The sequence below is a fragment of the Thalassotalea litorea genome, assembly GCF_043642205.1.
GTDB lineage: Bacteria > Pseudomonadota > Gammaproteobacteria > Enterobacterales > Alteromonadaceae > Thalassotalea_A > Thalassotalea_A litorea.
This window is the reverse complement of sequence record NZ_JBHZSG010000017.1, coordinates 17,530-38,368: the sequence shown is the minus strand read 5'-3', so window position 1 is coordinate 38,368 and position 20,839 is coordinate 17,530. Positions and strand designations below refer to the sequence as shown.

Here is a 20,839-nt window from a genome sequence, read left to right as displayed (position 1 = left end):
GTTTTTTTGCCGTTAAACAAACGAAAACGAATCGCCATCATTACTTCTTATACGGCTTTTGTTTAGCTTCTTTTAACTCGGTTTTCGAGTCATGCATGATGTCGCGTGTAACGCCTTTAGGCGTTGATTTTTTCTTAAACGCTTCAACACGAGAATCGATGATCTTGCGCGGGAAGTGGTTGTTGTGATTGTTCACATCAGCCGTTTCCCAGTTTGGATCAACCGTAATTGAGACAAGTTCCTTGTCTTTATCGGTGACAATCAACTTGGCAACTTTCTTCGGCGAACGACGCCAGATTTCAGCCGGAATGTGCATCATCTCGACAGTGCCGTCAACGTAGGTCATTTCTAACAGAATAGGCATTACCAGGCCGCCTAAGTTAGAGAAGCGAATCACGTAATAGTTTTTATCTTCTGCAACGGCACGCTCAAGGGCTTTACGTTCCCATGGCTTAAGTTCTGCCATAAACTTGTTATAGGCATTACGTTCTTTATTGGTCACGGTGAAAATATCGTTTTCATCGTAGTAATCGCTGATGTCCGGGTTGAGATCCACCCAAAGCTTCTTACCTTCCGCTTTGTTACGCTCAACAAAGTAGGAACTTGGTTTTTCTGCCTCTTCCTGACGACGACGCTCAAAGTCGATATCCGGGTTTTTAGTATCCAAACGTAGTTTGTAAACACTGTCTACGGCGATATCGACATGATCTGTGGTGTAGAACCAACCATGCCAGAACCAATCAAGATCCATACCCGATGCTTCTTCCATGGTGCGGAAGAAATCTGACGGAGTAGGGCGCTTATTCTTCCAGCGAATCGCGTATTCTTTAAATGCAAAGTCGAATAACTCACGACCCATAACCACTTCACGCAGGATGTTTAATGCGGCCGCAGGCTTCGTATAGGCATTTGGACCTAAGCGCAATACGCTGTCTGATTGGGTCATAATCGGGACTTGTACATCGGATTTCATATAACCGACGATATCACGTGGCTCAACACCCCATGGAATATCTGGATCCCATTCGCGACCTGCTACACCATCAAGGAAACTGTTCAGGCCTTCGTCCATCCAGGTCCATTGACGCTCATCGGAGTTTACGATCATCGGGAAATAGTTATGGCCAACTTCGTGAATAACTACGCCGATAAGGAAACGTTTTTCTGCCAGGGTGTACGTACGAGAACCATCTTCATGCCACTTAGTACGCGGGCCATTAAAGGTGATCATCGGATATTCCATACCACCGACTGGACCATTAACCGAGATAGATGTTGGGTATGGGTAGTCGAAGGTGTAGCGAGAATAGACTTCCATGGTGTGAATAACCGATTCAGTGGAATACTTCTTCCACAGATCGCCACCTTCTTTCGGGAAGTAAGACATCGCCATGACGTGTGGCATAACCTTACCACCCTGGTCATAGCCTTTGGCATCCCACATAAATTTACGGGAAGACGCCCAGGCAAAGTCACGAACATTTTCGGCTTTAAAGTGCCAGGTTTTGCTCTTGTTAGTGCCTTCTTTTTCGTTTTCTAACGCTTCTTCGGCGGTAACAATAAATACCGGACGCTTGGCATCTTTTGCTTGTTCAAGACGCTGACGCTGGGTTTTGCTTAACACTTTTTTTGAGTTCTGCAAAACACCGGTTGAAGCAACAATGTGATCGGCTGGTACCGTCATTTTTACATCGTAGTTACCAAATTCCAGAGTGAATTCGCCACGACCTAAAAACTCTTTGTTATGCCAGGCTTCGTAATCAGAAAACGCGGCAAGACGCGGGAACCACTGGGCTAACAAGAAAATATCGTTGCCGCCTTCACGAGCATCATCAGGGAAGTGCTCATAACCGGCGCGGGCAGATACCGCATCTTCTTCAAGGATGTTGAAAGCGAAATTAAGGTTAAACTCAAACGTCTCACCGCTTTTCAGGGCCTTAGGCAAATCAATACGCGCCTGGGCGCCGGTAATGGTGATTTTGAGTGGTTTGCCATCTTCATCGGTGACATTGGTAATATCGTAACCGATGTCATTATCATCATAATATTGCTGACGACGTAATTCGCCCAGGCTGATTTGCGCCGGGTTTCCGTCCTGAGCCAAAGAGGTGCTTGGGCCACGACGACCTAAACCACCAAACTCGACTGTACGTTCTGCTATAGAATCCGGCTTGAAGCGATTTTGCTCCAGTTGTAGCCAAAGATATTTGAGCTTATAAGGCGAGTTATTGTGGTAAGTAACGGTTTGCTTTGCGGTTAGGCGGCGTTGGTTTTCATCAAGTTGTACATTGATTTTGTAGTCAACCTGTTGTTGCCAGTACTCTTTGCCCGGTTCACCGGCAGCATTACGATAGTCATTAGGAGTCGGAAGAATTTCTTCTAACTGGCGAAACTTATCTTCAAAATCCCCTTTGGTTTGCTTAACTGCTGACGCCTGAACTGACGTAGATAGCAGTAAGGCAAGCCAACTGGCAGATATTAAAGCTTTAATATTCATGAGCCTTCCAAAAATTTATAGTGTGACGAATGCGTGCTTCGCGCGAATGCGAAATACCCTGATTGTTAATCTTTTATATGGCGTAGCAAAGCCCAACGGGCGCTATCCCATTTATGGCTGGCTATGTTAGCGGATTCGGGCATTGAGAACAATAAATCACAGTTAAATTACACGTTGGATACACCAAGGGATACGGTGAACCGAGATAGGGGGAAGATGAAAGGAGAAAGATGAACGGAAACAACAGGGAAATTAACCAAACAGTGCTAATTATTCACGTAGATCCGGTATTCCCAAGGGGCTAATTCCAACGGAGTAAAATCCAAAAGGGCTAAATCCAAAGGAGCTGGCAGTTGATCTTCGTCAGGAATATTTTTCGGTGCCAAAAAGTGCGTTAAAGGCGGAAGATCAGAATGCGAATCCTGAAATTTCACCTGCAACGCATTGGCGCTGAGGTTGGCGATATATACCACACAGTGCGATTTGTTCTGTCGATAAAAAGCAATGACCTGTTGACGTTGATTGTGCGCTATTTCTTGCATGTTAGCTGCAGTGCGACCGTTTTGCAGTGCTGGGTTGGTTGATTTTAGCTGCAATAGTTGTTGCAACCAGATGTGTCGGGGGTGGCGGTCAATATCGTCTGGCCAGAGGATCGGATCGGACTCGAAAAATGCTAATGATTGCTGATTGGCCACTTCCTGACCTGAATATACCAGCGGCATGCCATCCATCAACAAGGTTAAGGCAAACAATGCCTCTTCGCCAGCGCCAAACCGTGTTGCAACGCTGCCATCCCAGGCATTTTTGTCATGATTATCGAGGAAGTTCATGCGTATGGCGTTAACCGGAAAAGCATTATTGTGCTTGGCGATATATCCGCAAAGGTTTTCCGCATTGCGTCTGCCATTGGCAATATCTTCAAGCAATTCGTTTAATACCCAGGCATAGGACATATTGAACGCATGTTTATGTAAGTCTCGCTCTTCCCATTCTGCCAGCCAGAATAATTGGTTGTCAGGATCTAAATTTGCCTTTGCCTGATGCCAGAATTCCAATGGCACAAAACCGGCTACATCACAGCGAAAACCATCAATGTTAAAGGTATGGATATAATGCCCCATGGCATTGATCATATACTCTCGTAATCCCTGTTGGTGAAAGTCAAATTCAATAATGTCGTCCCAGTCAAACCAGGTTGTCGGGCGAAATTCTCCACCTTGTGTTTTTTTGTACCAATGAGGGTGAGATTGACTAAGCGCGTTATCCCATGCGCTGTGGTTTGCCACCCAGTCGATAATGACACGCATCCCGAGATTATGAATGTCATCGACCAGACGTTTAAAATCCTGCTCACTACCGAGCTCAGGATTGATAGCCAGATGATCCCTAATGGCATAGGGACTACCCAGACTGCCTTTACGGTTCACTTCACCAATCGGGTGAATGGGCATTATCCAGAGAATTTTAACCCCAAGCTTTTTTAACCGAGGTAAGTGCGTGCTAAAGGCCTGAAACGTTCCTTGTTTGGTGTATTGGCGAACATTCACTTCGTAAATCGACGCATTAATGCTCCAGCTAGGGTGTTCTAGCTGTACATATTGAGGTAAGGGTTTATGTTGGAATCCACCTTGGGACATAACAGTTCTCTTATCAATGGTTAATACTGATACTTAACTCGTCGTCGAATAAATATTATCGAGTTCAGTCGCGAGTTGAAAACACCAATGTTAATAACAATCACATTAAATTATTGCTCACCCGCAGGGAGTTTACCTTAAGGCCCATTTACGGCCCAAGATTTCATTAATATAGAATGACTATATCAATGAAACCTATGTTGTAACTGAACCTCTACTCTAACTTTGAGTTGTGCACAAACTCAATGTGATTGGTATAACTTTGGGCTTTTTGGGGGGATATTACAAGCATGGCTTGATTCGATTTTTATCACGATAGGCATTATGGCGGGGCATAAAGTCATAGGGTCGTTCATTTCTGTCACTGCCATTACCGTTGCCCTTGCTATTGCCGTTTCCCTTCGCTTTAGCCTCTTCACTGGCACTTGTTTTCGCGCTAAGACAGGTATGGTTTTAAGCATTCTTTTGGTGTGATTTCTTTCGTTATTTTAAGGGATTAGTTCATGCTATTGGTAACCGTTAGTATGTTTTTAACCCTCTCAACAGCAAGAAAAATAAAGATTTTCTGCTATACATAAAGCTAGTGATAATTGAGTAATGACCGGCCCGGGAGGCGAAATGACAATTAACGTAAAAGCGACAGCTAAAACTGGTTTCAAGGCGCAAGTAAAAATTATGCTAACAGGTTTGCTGATGTCAGGCTGTTTTGCCACAGGTTTACTTTCTGCCAATACCATAGCCAGCGAGAAACCAGACGCTGAGGAGCGCCAGGAAATCGAGATGCTACTGGCAGAAGCCGCCGGTAAAATGATTTATCTGACTCGCCAATGCGATAAACCCGTCGATGAAGAAAAATTCAAAGAGCTCTCGAAGTTAAAAGCGTTTTCAGAAGGTTATGAAAGCATTGAGGGCATTAGCTGGGAAAATGTCAGGGATCAGGCCAATCAAAATTATGGCGAGTTAAAAGCCAATGGCCCGGATGGTGAGTATTGCGAGCAATATGAACAGGACATTAAAAACGCGTATCCATTTTTAAAACCAATGTAATGGATTAGGGACGCCAAAACAGAAATTCGGCTTCGGGTACAGCGAAAACAAGTTTTAGGTTTCGAGTACGTAAAAATGAGATTTTTACTCAGGGTAAGGGCGGATAACGCCCTTCGAGTCAAAAGCCGCTCTAACCCCCAGTGAAACGCGTTTTTCGTTTCACGTACCCGAAACAATCTTTGATTGTGTACCCGCAGGAATATCGATATTCCGTACCCGAAGCGACGTTGTCTGTCGCGTACCCGAAACAATGAAGTACCGCCAAAGCATAACTTTGGCTTCGGGTACACCGAAAACAAGTTTTCGGTTTCGAGTACGTAAAAATGAGATTTTTACTCAAGGTACGGGCGGATAACGCCCTTCGAGTAAAAACCGCTCTAACCCGCAGTGAAACATGTTTTTCGTTTCACGTACCCGAAACATTCTCTGATTGTGTACCTGAAGGAATATTTATATTCCGTATCCGAAGCGACGTTTTTTGTCGCGTACCCTTTTTCCCGGTTAACCAAACATTCTTTGATTGTGTATTTACTTTCTCGCTTTTTTGCCACATCGTAGTAACAATTATCATCAATAAATGTCATCTCCCGTGTACCCAATTTTTACCGACCGATTAGTCATTCGTCCCATCACTGAACATGAAGCTGCTTTCATTGTTGAGCTTTTAAACGATCCGGGTTTTTTACAATACATCGGGGATAAACAGGTGCGTGATTTGCAACAGGCACGCGAGTATATTCGTACGGGGCCGATGCAAAGCTTACTTGATAATGGTTTTGCACTACACCTGGTTTCCTTGCAATTGAAAGATGGTAGAGAAGGTCAACCGATTGGCGTTTGTGGGTTGTTACAACGCGATTTTTTACCGTCTCCGGATCTTGGCTTTGCGTTTCTTGAACGTTATACAGGACAGGGTTATGGGTATGAAGCGGCTATGGCAGTGTTAAACGAAGAATTACAATCTAAACCTATTGATTGCGTTATGGCGATCACTGCAAAGGACAATAGTGCTTCGCAATCCTTACTTAAAAAATTGAATTTTAAATTTGAAAGAAAGGCAAGCTTTGCTGATATTGGAGGGGAAACGTTGGTATACAGCTTATTAAACCCGACCAATTATTAATAGGCGTTTTTATGGTAAAAACCGTGCATTATCGTCAAGGCCAATATTTTTAAATCCAGTAAAATTGACCAGTTGCGAATATAATGCAGGTCAAACTCGATTCGCTTTTCCATTTTCCATATTTTGTCTGTTTCACCACGCCAGCCATTAACCTGAGCCCAGCCTGTGATACCAGGTTTAACCTTATGTCTTAGCATGTAGTAATTGATTTTTTGTCGATAGAACTCATTTTGATTAATGGCGTGGGGGCGAGGACCAACGATTGACATAGTTCCGATAAGAACATTGATTAATTGAGGTAATTCATCGAGAGAAAATTTGCGGAGAAAATTACCCACAGGTGTTACTCTTGGATCGTTTCTCAATGCTTGTTTTACATTTTTATATTGTTCGCCATCATACATAGTGCGAAATTTGTAGATATAGATTTCTTCTCCATTTAACCCATATCTCCTTTGTTTAAAAACCGTAGGACCAACGCTATCAATTTTAACCAATAAGGCGATAATCAACATTGGCAGCATAAAAATTACTAATAAAATACTGCCGATAAAAATATCTTCAAACCTTTTAGTTAAAGAGTTCACGCCTCGGTGAGGGGACTGAAACAAACTGTACGTATCGACATCACCAACAGGGTTAAATAAAGTGTGATTTAGGGATAACAACGAAGTATCGGGAACTAAGTGCACATCGGCGTGAGTGTTAGCCAATTTGACGAGCAATTGATTCATTACCGGAGATGCAACCATAGGTAAAGCAACAAAAATCTGATTCACCTGATTGGTTTGGCACAGCTGATAAAGTTCAGAAATGTTCCTCACATTGAAATCATCAGGGATTTTCTCCGTTTTTTGTTCCGTACTTTGTTCAAAAAACCCTAAGAATTTATATGCACCTTCAATTTCTGACTCAATCTCACGCAGTAAATCCATTCCGGTTGTATTGAAACCAACGATTGCTATTTGCAAGGGTTGAGTTGTTTGTCGGATTTTGGTTTGCCAATGCCCCCACAAAATGCGCCATGCCCCGATGCCCACGAGCGTTACACAGAACCACAAGGTGATAGTAACGCGTGAGTAAAATTGTGTTTGTTTAAATCCAAAAGCAAACATCAGTAGCAAAACAGCAGTCATAGTCCATACCACCAGAGCACAAATGATATATGGGTTTTTTTGTGCGAAATGGCGTGGCTGATATATATCAAAACTGGCGGATAAATAGCTAAAAATAATTACAGCGACCAATGTGCAGATAAGATATTCATTTGAGAATGTAACTCCATACAGAGTAGCTACTAATGGTAGGGTACTTCCTATTATGAAAAGATCTATCAACTGAAACCAGCAGGCATTACGACTTACCAGAGGTTTAGTTGCTTTAGTTTTACCCATACGTACACCGGACAAAAATAGTCATACGCCATAAAACTAGTGGAAAACGGTAATAAGAGGTATCACCTAATTGCTAATTGTTGCGTCAAATTGCGAACAGCGATTCAATTATTGAAATAATTTGATTATTGCCTTTTTTCTTTTAAAATGGCGGCGGCGAGAATTGATCCGCAAACGATAAGAATAACAATGGGTTGAGAGTGAAAATAAGTCCCATCTGTCAGACTATGAATGGTTAGCCCCATAAAAACGAGTAGTGCGCATTCTAACCGTTTTGTTTGCGCGTTTACGCTACTTACCGTAACTTTTATTGAATTATAGAGAAATAGTCCTAGCAAGGTTAAAAAGAGGCTAGCGCCTACTAAGCCCCACTCAACAATTAACTGGATAAACAAATTATGAGGTTGTACACCAAAGAAACGTTCAGGTATGAAAATGTAACCATGAGGACCTAACCCCAGCCATATGGAATCCGCGGTTCCATCAAGTGCAAATTTCCATATTTCCCACCTCCCCGATGAAAACTCACTTATTCCTATCGAATCATTGGATGCAAATGGGAGTTTATCGAATAACCGACCTAGACCATTCCAGGGAAAAATTGTAAGTGATTGAGCAACTATGATTGCGAGTATGCCAGTAAACGCCAACCAGGCAGCGTTAGCCTTGAACAAACGATTTTTATGCCATGCGTAGCAAAGATATATAAACAATACCAAAACGACCGAACCAATCGCAGTCCGTCCTCCTAACCAAATTAAAAATGCGAAGTTGGCCAGCCACAACAAAGCAAATAATAACGTTTTTTGCGAACTGTACTTGCTGACAATTAATTGATAACCAGCAATAATTGAGCCTGCGGTGGCCAAATATCCGACATAGCGCATATGAGAGGAAAGCGGTGGAAAGTTAAAAAATATAAAAGGGTCTAAGTAATCAAACGTCCAAATAGTTACGGCAAAAACCATCATGAATATAATTAACGATAATGGAATAATACCTAGTAGTGTTTCTGCAATAGCTTCTTTTCTATAGAGGAGACTTGTAAGGCAAAGTCCAAAAACAATATGCAGCAAAGTATACAGGTATCGATTAGTTGCCAGGCTTAATTGCAGGCTCGTTGCATCTGAAAGAAATAGCTTTACGTAGCTTAGCCCTGTCGACACTAACCATAGCATAAATAGCGCCTTAATTATTGCATTGTTAAAGAGTAAAGTAAGAGATATTAATCGTTGGTTTAGGAAGAGAAATAACACAACAAAAATTAATTCGAAAACAGCGATATTAAATGACGTGAGACTTAAATTAACCCCATCACTCATTAAAATCGAAAAAATAACAAATGAAATCGCCGTGCCAAGTGTTTTAACGGGATCGTTCAAAAGTAACGCTTTTTTGTCTAGCACAGCCGTCAACCTATTTGAATTAGTCATATAATTTGCTAATGGATGAAGTATCAGAGCATATCTTGTTGTCGCTTAAAGAGATTTCTTCTTGATAGTGTTCACATAGTTTTATGTACATATCTCGAAAAGGCATAGTCTCTCTCTCTTTGGCCAAAAATCGCCATTGTTTCTCATTCAAATCGACCAAAATCAAATCATCAAGTTCAGGAATAAATGCTAATTGCCAATTTTGAAAGTACAAGGATCTTTGCTGTAACCCAATGAATTTTAGATAAGCTGATTGAGTGAGCTGCATCTGCCCATCACTCGCGGCAGTGTATGCACCTACACTTTCTGAGAACACTTTTTTAGTATCAACCATGCTGGTATCAATTGACTTAACGGGTTTAGATGAATCCACGAATACATATCTTTCGTTATCAACTTGGCTAGGGTGTTGGGGTAATGGCTGTCCATCTATTTCTTTGGGTGTCGGAAGCTTCAAGGCATCATAAATGCTTGGCATAATATCTATAATGGATTGGATACCAGAGTATATCGTCCCATTGTGCAGAGGGATTCCATTGGAATATTTTTGGTGCGCTAATATAATTCTTGCTTGTGTTTGATCTAATACATTTGTGCCATGGCCATACGAATCAACATTGACTTGCTGTGATGCAGAGTCCCGCTTAGGAATTAACCGGTCATCGCTTAACTTAAAGCTGTCACCATGATCGGAGATAACAAAAACTTGTGCGTTATCTAGGTATCCATGACGCTCTAATTGAATCATCATATGGGCGAATTGTAAGTCTAACTGTTCCAATAATGATAAATACATAAAGTAGCTATAGTTTCCATGCCAGTATGCCTTGTTGGGTGTAAAAAAGTCTTTGGATGTATAGGGGTGATGCAACAAACAAAAGTGAATGGATAGAAAGTTTGGTTTTGTATCCGACAAGCTATTTAGCGTTTGATTGTTGAATAAAATAGGGTCATAAGTTGTGCCCTTTGCACGATTTAAAAACACATAGGGGAGCAAGTATTTCCCAAATCTCTGGTTACCTAATAAGTTTAGAATTGGGGTGTCAGAAGCTTTGGTTAACACATGATCCATTACCCCTATTTTAGGGCCTGTGGTGTGATCGAAACCATAACTTTGATCAATCGCGTTAAAGCGTCGCTCATCAATGGCGTAGACAGTGTTGTAACCTTGGCTTTTGAGTGTGTCTAGCAGGGGCAACTTTTTACTGAAATATTTTGGTGGGGATAGGTTAAATCGAGCTCCAGTTTGGTTAGGGTACTGGGAGGTAAATAGACTGTACCAAGCGACAAAAGTCCTTGGTAAGGTCGTATAACTATTTTTATAAAGATACGAATTTTCAAGAAACTCTTCTAGGCGGGGCATTAAACGATGATCATATTTTTTTAAATCATTAGGGTAAAGGTGATCAGGCCGTAATCCGTCCAAGCCGATAATGATAATATTTGGCTTATTGCTCTTTGACTTATAAGGGAATATCGAGTTATTCGGAGGTAATCCCATGAAAATAATGATAGACAACCAACACACCAATTGTACATAGCGCTTGGAAGCAATAAAACCAGCAGATAACAAAGTTATTAGCACAGCGCCAAGTCCTATAAAAACGATTGGCTGACTTATCCATGAATCTCTAAAAATGCTCAGTAATGACGTCGGATAAAAATAAGAATTTGCCGATAAAATGAACAATATATGCAGTGCGACGATTATCAGCCAAACTAATGTTCTATTACCATCGTCAAGAGTTTTTCTATAAGCCCCTTTGCAACTTATGGTGATTAGATAAGCCCATACGAGGTGCAAGGTTACAACAACGATAATAAAGAATGCCAGGTCATATAACGTTTGCCAGTTTAAATATTTCGCAGATTTTTCATGGGACAATAGGGCTAAAATAGATAGGCCTGAGTGAGGCGTTATTTGCGATTTGAATACGGACATCAGCAGTAATATGCATAGTAAAATAAAGAAGGTTCGCCAAAACGTTCTGTATAAGGTGACTTGTGGATTCATTGTCAATTATCCGAAGATCTTTTATTGCCACTAGAATTTTTTTGAATTTGAATTTGAATTTGATTTTGATTTAGAGGTATTGTGAAATAATGGAAATCGGTTATAAGTGAATTGTTTTTTTTGGTAGCAGGCCAGGCACCTGATGCTATGTAGCGGTTGGCTGAAACAGTTTCAGGGTTGTCCACAAGAGCAAGGTTCAAACTACTTTGATAGGTATCGTAAGCAAAATAGGCTATAGGTGAACCTAATCCCGAAAGTGTCAAAATCAATATTACGCGTAGCTTGGATTTCGATATTTTGTTTGATGGCATAGCAACCTCATTAAGGCCATTTACTGCAACAAAACCCTTAGTATAGCTAGTTAATTTCGACCCTCAATTTAAGGTAAGCAATTTTGGAGCAAATCCGTTCCGAACTTGGACAACCAATACCCTCTAAGCAGACAGCACGCTACTCTTCTTGCTTTTATCGATGGGGCTATTTTTCAAACTCATTGAATTTTTCTGATTACGTTAAATCTAACATTCAATCAATTGGTTAGTGAATTGTAAATCCAAGTAGTGTATGCGTATGTCCACAGCAAAGCATAAAATATTTGGCCGATTCGATTGACAAAAGGACCAGCAGCACCTAATTTTTTGCACGATGAAACGGAATTTACGTATTTTTTAGTGGTAGATATTAGTTTGAAAAGGATTCCGTATGCAGTTAAGCAAACCGACTATTCGATTGCTGTTAGTCGCGTTCGACAAGCGCAGGGTAGCATCGTGTCAAGTAGAGTTTGGTAAAGACTTTGATCTGACGATTATAGACAATCTGATTGACCTGGAACATCAATCTGGTGTTTTCGATAACCCGACTAAACCTGAGCCCATCAGAAAAAGCCAAGTTCGGCAGCACACTCAACAACAATGCGCTCAACAACAGTGTACTCAACAGCAATACCAGCTGAACCGAAACAAACTTCTAGAAAACCCGGGATATAGAGGCAACAACCAAAGCGATATTGTTGTGTATTTGATGTCCCACTCAAAGTCTGACTTTTATAATATTCGATACGTACGTCAATTATTTCCACGTTCACTATTCTATATTTTTACCTCGATTATTTCGATCCCCTTATTGCAGGTTGCTATTCGAGAAAAAATTGAAGAAGTACTAATCTTTCCTTTCACAGAATATAGCCGTTTGGAATTCATGCAATCCATTAATAGCTATCAAAAATTACCGGAAAGTAACTTGCAGGTTGTCAAAGGCGCTAACCAGGCTTCTTTAGATGAAACCAGTCAGTTAAGATCCTATAAATTCTCACCGATTGTGATTTTGCTCAATAATATTGAGGTGGGATTTAAATGTGGTACATCCATTCAGGATTTTTCCTCCGATATTAATTTAAGTACTTCTCGCTTATGCCATATGTTTAAAGATATCAGTGAGATGACGTGCAGTCAGTATTTGATTTGTCGCAAGTTAGAGGAAGCGACCATGCTTTTGTTGCAAGCCGATCTCCCAATTACGTCAGTGGCCTACCAATTGGGTTTTGCTAACCCGTCACATTTTAGTCGCGCGTTTAAAGAACACCTTGGCATTACCCCAAAGTCATACTCGGAAGGTAATCGTCACTTAGAATGCAGCAATGTCTACAGCCAATATCAAAGCATCAGGGTAGAATTATTCCCAAGGTTGTATGATATCGATGTTACGAATGGGGATGTTTGCAGCGATCAACAAATTGTCCCGTTGACCGGAAAATTCAGTGCTTAGGCGGTTTGATATTTGTAGTGTATAAAACCCGACTATACTCACATTATCTATTTTCAGTTACCCGGGTTTAATATCGTTTGCTACGTTCTTGTTATTTAGCATGGAAAGCTATTGGCTACTGTGCATTCTTCTATATCTTGGCCACTTCAGCTCCTGTCTTTGGAGTAAGAGGGAGCCCTTCTTTACTGAATCAAAGCCAAAATCAGAATCGAATCCCCAACGTGCTCTATAACAGCGGATTGCAATCGGAATTGTGGACAAATTCTTACCCATTATCCAAATCGATGCAAGGTATGTTGCTTATCACTTCAGGAAAAAGTGCGTCAGGTCGAATGACTGCAACAAGCCAAAATGAATTATTTGCTACCTATGATTTACTTCTAAAGCAAAGTGGACGAAAATTTTTATGGTTTGAGCAAGGAATGTTAACGGGCAATGGTGTTTTCATTACCGAATTATTATCAGACTTAGGTTTGGCAGATTTAGCTAACTCAGGTCTAAGAGCAATTGATTCAGCTAATTCCGGTTTAAAAACAACAGATTTTTATAGGGTTGAAATACAGCCTAGGTCTATGCAATCCTATCACACACTTGATCAGCACATTACCTTTGGATTACTCCGACTTATTAATTATCGCTGGAACAATCAACAATTAAGGCAGGATGAATTAACCCAATTACAATGGGCAATCGAAAATTCTGAATTTAACTCACAAACGAAAGCCATGCTCTCGCCAAATCATCGACAAGTTGTAATGTTGCGCAAGATGATTAAGCGATATAGACAAATAAGCCAGAAGCCCTGGCCAAAAATATCACTAAGTACAAAACCGTCAAAAGACCACAGTATTTCAGATTTTTATAAATTGCGTGAAGCGTTAATGTTGCTTGGTGATCTATCGACTGACTATCATAGCAACGATGATAAACATCTTGATGCGGCTGCAATAAAGGCCATAAAAAAGTTTCAACAACGCCATGGTCTTGCAGCCGATGGCAGGGTAGGGCCCAAGACAATAGCCGCGTTGCAAATTACACCTGCCCAGCGAATGCAACAACTGCAGGTGAATCTGTGGCGTTGGCTAAAATTACCATCAACCCCGCCAAAAGATTATCTCTTGGTTAACATTCCTCGTTTTGAATTAAAATTATATGAAGAGAATGAGTTATCGTTAAAGATGCGAGTCATTGTCGGCGATCTTGATAATAAAACTCCGGAAATATTTTCGACGATCAATGGCATTACATTAAACCCTACCTGGTCGCCACCTCCAAAAATTATAAAAAATGATTTATTGCCGCAATACCAGCAAGATTATATGGCACTGAGCAGGAAGAATTTTCGCTTAGTGCAGGGATATTGGCAATACAAAAATGTTAAGGAAATTGATCGCCCAGAAATGGATATTTTGTCTTGGTTAAAAACCCATCGGTTAGTGCAGGCTCCCGGTAAGACAAATCCCTTAGGTGCCTTCCGTTTTAATATTCCCAATGATCACGCCGTGTATCTGCATGATACGCCGGCAAAACACTTGTTTACACAAGCTGAGAGAGCGTTGAGTCATGGTTGTATTCGCCTTGAAGCGCCACAAAAGCTAGCCAGTTACTTGCTTGCTCGTGCATCGAAATTAACGTCAAAAAAATTGCCAGAACTTGTCCAAACAGGCAAAACGAAAACCTTCAATATAGACCAACCCATTTCTGTATTTATTGCTTACTATACTGCCTGGGTTAACGAGCGTGAGGAGTTGATTTTCTCAGATGATATTTATCAGCTTGATAATATATTACCGTTTATAGAAAACAGTTTTATTTATTCTTTGCGTTCTAATAATAAAGATGGGTTTGTGAATACAGCTGAGCAAGAAAATAAGCAATTAGAGGAAGATATAGAAACTGTACGTTCAGACAATTAGGTTAATTGCGAAATGACTCAAATTGTTGTTATTCAATTAGCGCTCATTTATTAAGGTTATTGGATTTAATCGTTTTTTGATCAATTAAAGTCTAAATCGACCAGGCTAACTCTCCGCGGAACACAACCCCAAAGCACAAAACTCCAAAAGAGACTGTAACTAAATCTGTGTAACAGCCTATTAACTAATCTTAAATGTTTTTAGGTAGGCAATTACCATAAAGCTTCATAACATCTAACGCCAAATTTGCCAATCAACCCTGTCATTTGAGTCACTTTTATTAAACGTGATCGTCTTATCTTGCAACCACTTAAAAACTCCCAGTGACAACACATGACGGAGCAATCAATAGAAATAGCAACCCATAAGTGAAAAAATATAACCTATCGAGGCGCTATGAATTTCATGTATAAGTAAATTAAAACAGGTGGTTAGTTATGCTTTGCATTGGTTTTAATCGAAACGCAATCTCAAGCAACAATTAGCAATGTGGTGATAACACTTCCTACTCTCACTTCCTATTCTCTACATGTCCGAAATGATTAATCATCATTTTTGGTTATGTGATAACACCATATTCTAACCATAAGATGAGTAGACCTCGGATGTTTTTTTGTTTATTGGAGTGAGTTCAATGATTAAGTTTAAAACATTAGTAAAAGATTTTATCGAAGATGAAAGTGGTTTGACTGCGGTTGAATATGCCATCGCCGGTGGATTGGTTGTTGGCACTATGGTTGTCGCATTTACGCAGTTAGGAACTGCAGCTACAGGTGAAATTAAGGATCTTTGTAGTGCAATTGGTGGTTCTGCTGCAACCTATGATTGTGATGGGGCCTAATTAGCCTCTGGTTTACAACGCTTAACTAAAGACATAGGGGGGAGGGAATGTTCGATTATTATGTAATTATGATGTTGGTGTTAACTTTTCTAGCTTTTATTATCGCACTGTATACTGACATTCATACTCAGAAAATTCCCAACTCCCTCTGCTTATCATTGCTTATGTTAGGTGTTTGTTTACAAGCATATTTTCATGGATGGCATGGTATTTTACTAGGAATGGGTGGATTTTTAGTTGCATTGGCAACTCTATTTCCTGCTTTTATGTTCCGCCTATTAGGAGCTGGTGACGTCAAATTAATGCTAGCGCTAGGTGTTTTTGCCGGTCCAGGATTAATTCTGTGGGCGATCGGATATGGCATTGCCTTTGGCCTTATTACCAGTATCCTAATTGGCTTATTTAAACAAGGATGGTCGGGATTAAAAGCGACACTCAAACGTTATTATTACTGTTTCTATACCAGAGAGTATCTTGTACCTCAAAACAATGAGCTTGCAGGAACCCAAGTCCCCTATGCACCAGCACTTGCCCTCGGTTGGTTTTGGGCACTTAGCAAAAATCATGATGTCATGTGGGTTATTTCTTCAGTCCGTTACTCGCTCGGGTTTTAAGGTTGTAAGGAGAAAATTGTGTTTGGTTTTGGCAAAAAACAACCTAATAAAAGTTCCTCTCTTACGGCCAGTAAAATAGGGAGTACTTTAAATTCTTCGATTAGAAAGGGTTCGCCGTCGATGTTGAATGACGCTGGAAGTGAAAGTATTGAAGAGCCCTCCCATAATGAGCCTGAATTAGGTGTGTCTACTAATTGCGATAATGATACAGCAACCGACAAGCGTGATGAGGTTAAAGAATACCGTAGCAAGAATGCGGTTGTTGTTCATGAGGTCACCGGGCTTCATACGGAGAATTCTGAACAAACTGAGTTGGCCAAAGAAAATTCCGATGAGCAGTTGGGTTCAAAGGCTCAGGTAACTAATATGACATTACTGGCTCCACGACCCAGTAATGTTCAACAAACAGGATTAAATGAAAACCTGTTAATCGATTTATTACTTAAAACACTGCACGTAAATGGAGCCTGTTCGATTCGCAAGCTAGTTGATTATCTGGCTTTATCTGGTGGTGTGATACAAGAACTTATCGAGCTGGGCAAAAGTAAATCATTAATAGAAAATACTTCAAGAAATCTTGAAGGCGAAATTCGTTTTGAAGTTAGTCATTTGGGGGCCGCTCAGGCTGAAAAGGCGATGGTTAAAAGTGGCTATCTTGGCAAAGCGCCGGTACCTTTGAGCCAATATCAAAAAATCTGTCGAGCGCAGTCAAACCGGACAGAGCCTATAACTCATCAAGAATTTAATGAAGCTTTTAGTGATGTCGTGTTTCCCGAAGAGATGATTGAAAAAGTCGGTCCTGCATTAAATTCATCCAAACCCATTTTAATCTATGGCCTGCCAGGTACAGGCAAAAGTTTTTTTTGCCGGCAACTAAACCGAATATTTGGTGATGATGTGCTGATCCCCCATGCGATTGAAGTTAACAATGAAATTATTCAGGTATTTGATCCTGAAATTCATCAGGTTAATGAAGAAGTGGTAAATACTCAGGCATTGCTTAAATTGGAGATTGGTCATGATCCCCGTTGGATAAAATGCCAGCGTCCACTGGTTATCACTGGTGGTGAGCTCAGCCTGGAAATGCTGGAAACCCGATTTGATCCCAATTCAAAAACCTATAGAGCGCCTCTACAAGTCAAAGCCAATAATGGCATATTGCTATTGGATGATTTAGGTCGACAAAAAATTAGTCCGAAAGAATTGTTTAATCGCTGGATCATCCCACTGGAAGAGCGACGTGATTTTCTCTCATTGCAGTCAGGTTTACATTTTGAAGTGCCATTTGAATTGTTGATGCTATTTTCCACCAACTTGGACCCTAATGAGCTGATAGATGACGCTTTTCTGCGTCGGTTAGGGTACAAGATACCGTTCGCGCCAATGGAGATATCACAATATCAACAAATTTGGTTGCAAACCTGTAAAGATCTCGATTTGCAATGCAAGGAGACTTGCTTTGAATATCTAATCGATAAGTTACATAAACGCCACAATAAAGCGTATCTACCCTGTTACCCAAGAGATTTACTTACCATTATTCATGATCAAGTGGCGTTTAAAAAATTACCCAATGAAGTAACCGAGCCCTTGTTAGATTTTGCTTGGCAAAGTTATTTTGTTTAATTAATTCTGACCGGTGTTACGGCAGACTGACCAGGAAAGTGCGGAGGAGTTATGACGAAAAATACATTGGTTTTTATTCTGCTGTCATTAGCGTTTGGCCTTGGTGCTGTATATATGGCACGCAATTGGATCGCTGATAATCAACCTAAGCAAGCGACCAACGGCAAAGTTAAAGTCGTCACGGTAAACAGTGAGCTTCCGATGGGGACGGCTATTGAACCTAAGCATTTGAGTGACAAACTTGTGCCTAAGGACATGGTGCCCGATGGTGCCTTTACTGAGCAAGGTCAAATCAAGGATATGCTGGTAAAACAACATATGTATCCGGGAGATATTATTCGTCAGCAACGTGTCGTCAAAAAGGGGGAAGGTAGCAGTTTGGCCAGTTTAATCCCGAAAAACAAACGCGCAGTCAGTCTTCGGGTTAACGATATTGTTGGTGTTGCTGGTTTTATTTTACCTGGTGATTATGTCGATATATTAACGACGTATCGCCGAGGAAGGAGTTCCGACACGCAGACAGAACTGGTGTTATCAAATATTAAAATACTGGCCATCGATCAGCGCGCTTCAAATGATGAAAATAAACCGCAATTAGTACGGGCGGTTACCTTGGAGTTAAGTCTGAAACAAGCCGAAGTGTTAATGAGCGCCAAAAATAAAGGGGCAATTCAGTTAGCATTGAGAAACCCTCATGAAGAAGTGGATAAAGCGCTAATCGCCAAGCAAACCGAATCGAAACCCCAAAAAGCGGATGCTTTGGTGTTAAGCAGCCAGACACCAGTAAATACCAAGCCTGCCCCAGCTCCAGTAGCACCATCAACTTCAACTCGTTCACTGGATGATAAAGTCCAAATCATCCGTAAGGTTTCAAGCGAAACAGTTAAAGTCAAGGGCAGTAAGTAATCGCATTAATGTTCTTGTTCGAAATTAGAGCTAAGAGAGTCGTAATATGAAAGTTTTAAAATTTTTGAAATACCTCAAACCTCATTGCGCATTGCTGGTGTTGACTGGTCACTTAGCTTTTGTTTCAAATGCCAGCGCTGAAAATTCCGAAAATATGACAAAAGGTGCTAACCGAGTAGATGAGAGTCGTACAAGTAGCCCTGGCGGCCAAGACGAATTAATGAAGAATTCGGTGGTGACCATTCCGATATTTCAATCTAAAAACCTAGCGGTCGATGGCAATATTAACCGTGTGTCAATTGGTAACCCTGAAATTGCTGACATTCTGGTATTGCGTAAAGATCAACTCTACGTGGTCGGCAAATCATTAGGGCATACCAATGTATTGATTTGGGATGAAAACGAGCAAGTGATTGACGTGATGAACATTGAGGTTACTCACGATTTAAATGCGTTGCGCGAGCGTCTTTATCAATACTTACCCGAACAACCTATCGGCGTTGAATCCTCGCAAGGACAATTAGTGCTAACGGGAGAGGTGAGTTCTTTAGCTAAAATGGGCCAGGCGGTTGATTTAGCTGAGGGCTACGCCGGAGCAGGTGGCAAGAAAGGTAATAGTAATATTGTCAATATGATGTCTGTTGGCGGCGGACACCAGGTAATGCTGGAGGTAACCGTTGCGGAAGTTCAAAGTGAGGTAGCACGACGATTAGATAGCAAAATGTTACTTGCTATCGATGGCAGCGATGGCAATATTGGAATTGCCTCAGGAGCGAATTTACTTGATTCACTTGGCTTATCAGACTCCATCGGTCGAGGCTTTTTTGGGTCCTTAGTTGACGGCGATCTGTTATTTGATTTTGCCCTAGATGTCGCAAAGCGCAATGGCTTAGCGAAAATTTTAGCCGAGCCTAATATTACCGCTCTTAGCGGTCAGGAAGCGGAATTTTTATCCGGTGGCGAATTCCCGATACCAGTTCCTGGTCAAGGAAATGGTGGCACAACCATACAGTATCGGGATTTCGGTGTTGGAGTCAGCTTCGTGCCAACAATTCTCGATTCGGGACAAATTAACCTAAATTTAAAAGTCTTAGTAAGCGAATTAAGTAATTCTGCTTCTGTTTCAATTGCACCAGCAGATACTAATTCTGTCATATCAGTACCTTCGATAATTAAACGCACAACATCGACCACAGTAGAGCTAGGTGATGGCCAAACCATCGCCATTGGCGGGCTGATTAGCGATACCTTTCGTGAGTCGGTCAATAAAATTCCCGGTTTAGGCGATATTCCTATTTTAGGACAGCTATTTCGCTCTCAAGAGTTTATTAAAGGCCAAACTGAGTTAGTGATCATGGTCACACCTCGCTTGGTACGCCCATTTAATAAAGAGGGGATCACATTGCCAACCGATGGCTTTGTCGAGCCAGGCGATTTGAGTTTCTATTTATTGGGTAATTTATCTTCTCGTCCGGTAACAAGACCGAAGCAAGAATACCAAAGTGATTCAAATAATCAGGCAGTATTGCCTAATGATGGCGGTACAGAGCAAAAGTATGGTCATGAATTAGCGAATAAAAGATAAGGAAGGAATGATGAAAAATCTCACACCATTTAAACAGTTTTTTCCACAAGCATATCAGCGCTCAGACGCACCAACAAGCGCACCATCAAGCACCCAAGAAATTGCGTTAGTGTTACTTGTTTTAATGCTTGGCGCCTGTAGCTCTAACTCAGAACAAAACAATGAAGCCAATGCCGATTCCAATCAACAGCAAGAAATGGAAACGGTGGAAACTAAATATCAAAACTCTGGCTATTACCTTGCCATTATGGAAGGGCAAAAGCTTGATCCCGGCGCTCCGGCAGCCAACGCGGGAATTGTAAATGGATTGCAAGGCGAGGTTGGCACAAAAGTATTAAAAAACTACCGCACCAGCACCTACAAACCGAAAGATGGTAGAGCGAGCGCGTCAGGTGTTTCAGGTGGCAGTGGCGGCACTAATTAGCCAAGAGGAAAAACTTAA

16 protein-coding genes are annotated in these 20,839 nt (G+C 41.1%); 10 read left to right on the top strand and 6 right to left on the bottom strand.

Annotated features, from left to right (window positions below; all coding sequences use genetic code 11):
• Positions 1–40 precede the first annotated feature (40 nt).
• Positions 41–2,497 (bottom strand): M1 family metallopeptidase, encoded by a 2,457-nt coding sequence (locus ACHUFQ_RS09720; protein WP_394175099.1) that lies wholly within the window; start codon positions 2,495–2,497, stop codon positions 41–43.
• 266 nt (positions 2,498–2,763) lie between these two features.
• The gene (locus ACHUFQ_RS09715; RefSeq protein ID WP_394175098.1) at positions 2,764–4,134 is read right to left on the bottom strand and encodes an alpha-amylase family glycosyl hydrolase; all 1,371 of its coding nucleotides are present in this window, start codon (positions 4,132–4,134) and stop codon (positions 2,764–2,766) included.
• 618 nt (positions 4,135–4,752) lie between these two features.
• Between ACHUFQ_RS09715 and ACHUFQ_RS09710 the strand changes: the two genes are divergently transcribed.
• Together ACHUFQ_RS09710 and ACHUFQ_RS09705 are read left to right on the top strand one after the other, a co-directional pair.
• Positions 4,753–5,181, top strand: coding sequence for a hypothetical protein (locus tag ACHUFQ_RS09710; protein ID WP_394175097.1), 429 nt, complete (start codon positions 4,753–4,755; stop codon positions 5,179–5,181).
• 577 nt (positions 5,182–5,758) lie between these two features.
• Positions 5,759–6,304, top strand: coding sequence for a GNAT family N-acetyltransferase (locus tag ACHUFQ_RS09705; RefSeq protein WP_394175096.1), 546 nt, complete (start codon positions 5,759–5,761; stop codon positions 6,302–6,304).
• Here the strand turns inward: ACHUFQ_RS09705 and ACHUFQ_RS09700 are convergent.
• From ACHUFQ_RS09700 to ACHUFQ_RS09685, 4 genes are all read right to left on the bottom strand, one after another.
• Complete coding sequence (locus ACHUFQ_RS09700) at positions 6,301–7,698, bottom strand: undecaprenyl-phosphate glucose phosphotransferase (RefSeq protein WP_394175094.1); 1,398 nt, start codon at positions 7,696–7,698, stop codon at positions 6,301–6,303. The two genes, ACHUFQ_RS09705 and ACHUFQ_RS09700, sit on opposite strands and share 4 nt — an antisense overlap.
• Before the next feature lie 125 nt (positions 7,699–7,823).
• On the bottom strand, positions 7,824–9,131 hold the full coding sequence (locus ACHUFQ_RS09695; protein ID WP_394175093.1) for an O-antigen ligase family protein: 1,308 nt from the start codon (positions 9,129–9,131) through the stop codon (positions 7,824–7,826).
• Positions 9,124–11,145 (bottom strand): sulfatase-like hydrolase/transferase, encoded by a 2,022-nt coding sequence (locus tag ACHUFQ_RS09690; RefSeq protein ID WP_394175092.1) that lies wholly within the window; start codon positions 11,143–11,145, stop codon positions 9,124–9,126. The genes ACHUFQ_RS09695 and ACHUFQ_RS09690 overlap by 8 nt, the downstream gene beginning before the upstream one ends.
• A gap of 2 nt (positions 11,146–11,147) precedes the next feature.
• Complete coding sequence (locus ACHUFQ_RS09685; protein ID WP_394175090.1) at positions 11,148–11,456, bottom strand: hypothetical protein; 309 nt, start codon at positions 11,454–11,456, stop codon at positions 11,148–11,150.
• A 391-nt stretch (positions 11,457–11,847) separates the two neighbouring features.
• Here ACHUFQ_RS09685 and ACHUFQ_RS09680 point away from each other — a divergent pair, with 391 nt between their 5' ends.
• The 8 genes from ACHUFQ_RS09680 (at position 11,848) to ACHUFQ_RS09645 (ending at position 20,821) form a co-directional block, all read left to right on the top strand.
• On the top strand, positions 11,848–12,909 hold the full coding sequence (locus ACHUFQ_RS09680; RefSeq protein WP_394175089.1) for a helix-turn-helix domain-containing protein: 1,062 nt from the start codon (positions 11,848–11,850) through the stop codon (positions 12,907–12,909).
• 332 nt (positions 12,910–13,241) lie between these two features.
• Entirely contained in the window at positions 13,242–14,825 is a 1,584-nt protein-coding gene (locus tag ACHUFQ_RS09675) for a L,D-transpeptidase family protein (RefSeq protein WP_394175088.1), read from the top strand.
• Positions 14,826–15,459: 634 nt separating this feature from the next.
• On the top strand, positions 15,460–15,666 hold the full coding sequence (locus ACHUFQ_RS09670; protein ID WP_394175086.1) for a Flp family type IVb pilin: 207 nt from the start codon (positions 15,460–15,462) through the stop codon (positions 15,664–15,666).
• A 47-nt stretch (positions 15,667–15,713) separates the two neighbouring features.
• Positions 15,714–16,280 carry an A24 family peptidase gene (locus ACHUFQ_RS09665; protein WP_394175085.1) on the top strand — a complete coding sequence of 189 codons (567 nt, stop codon included), beginning with the start codon at positions 15,714–15,716 and terminating at the stop codon, positions 16,278–16,280.
• A gap of 120 nt (positions 16,281–16,400) precedes the next feature.
• The gene (locus tag ACHUFQ_RS09660) at positions 16,401–17,906 is read left to right on the top strand and encodes a P-loop NTPase family protein (RefSeq protein WP_394175084.1); all 1,506 of its coding nucleotides are present in this window, start codon (positions 16,401–16,403) and stop codon (positions 17,904–17,906) included.
• A 51-nt stretch (positions 17,907–17,957) separates the two neighbouring features.
• Positions 17,958–18,812, top strand: coding sequence for a Flp pilus assembly protein CpaB (gene cpaB / locus ACHUFQ_RS09655; protein WP_394175082.1), 855 nt, complete (start codon positions 17,958–17,960; stop codon positions 18,810–18,812).
• Positions 18,813–18,858: 46 nt separating this feature from the next.
• Positions 18,859–20,397 (top strand): type II and III secretion system protein family protein, encoded by a 1,539-nt coding sequence (locus tag ACHUFQ_RS09650; RefSeq protein ID WP_394175081.1) that lies wholly within the window; start codon positions 18,859–18,861, stop codon positions 20,395–20,397.
• Between the two features lie 10 nt (positions 20,398–20,407).
• Positions 20,408–20,821 (top strand): hypothetical protein, encoded by a 414-nt coding sequence (locus tag ACHUFQ_RS09645; RefSeq protein WP_394175079.1) that lies wholly within the window; start codon positions 20,408–20,410, stop codon positions 20,819–20,821.
• The last annotated feature ends 18 nt before the right edge of the window (positions 20,822–20,839 follow it).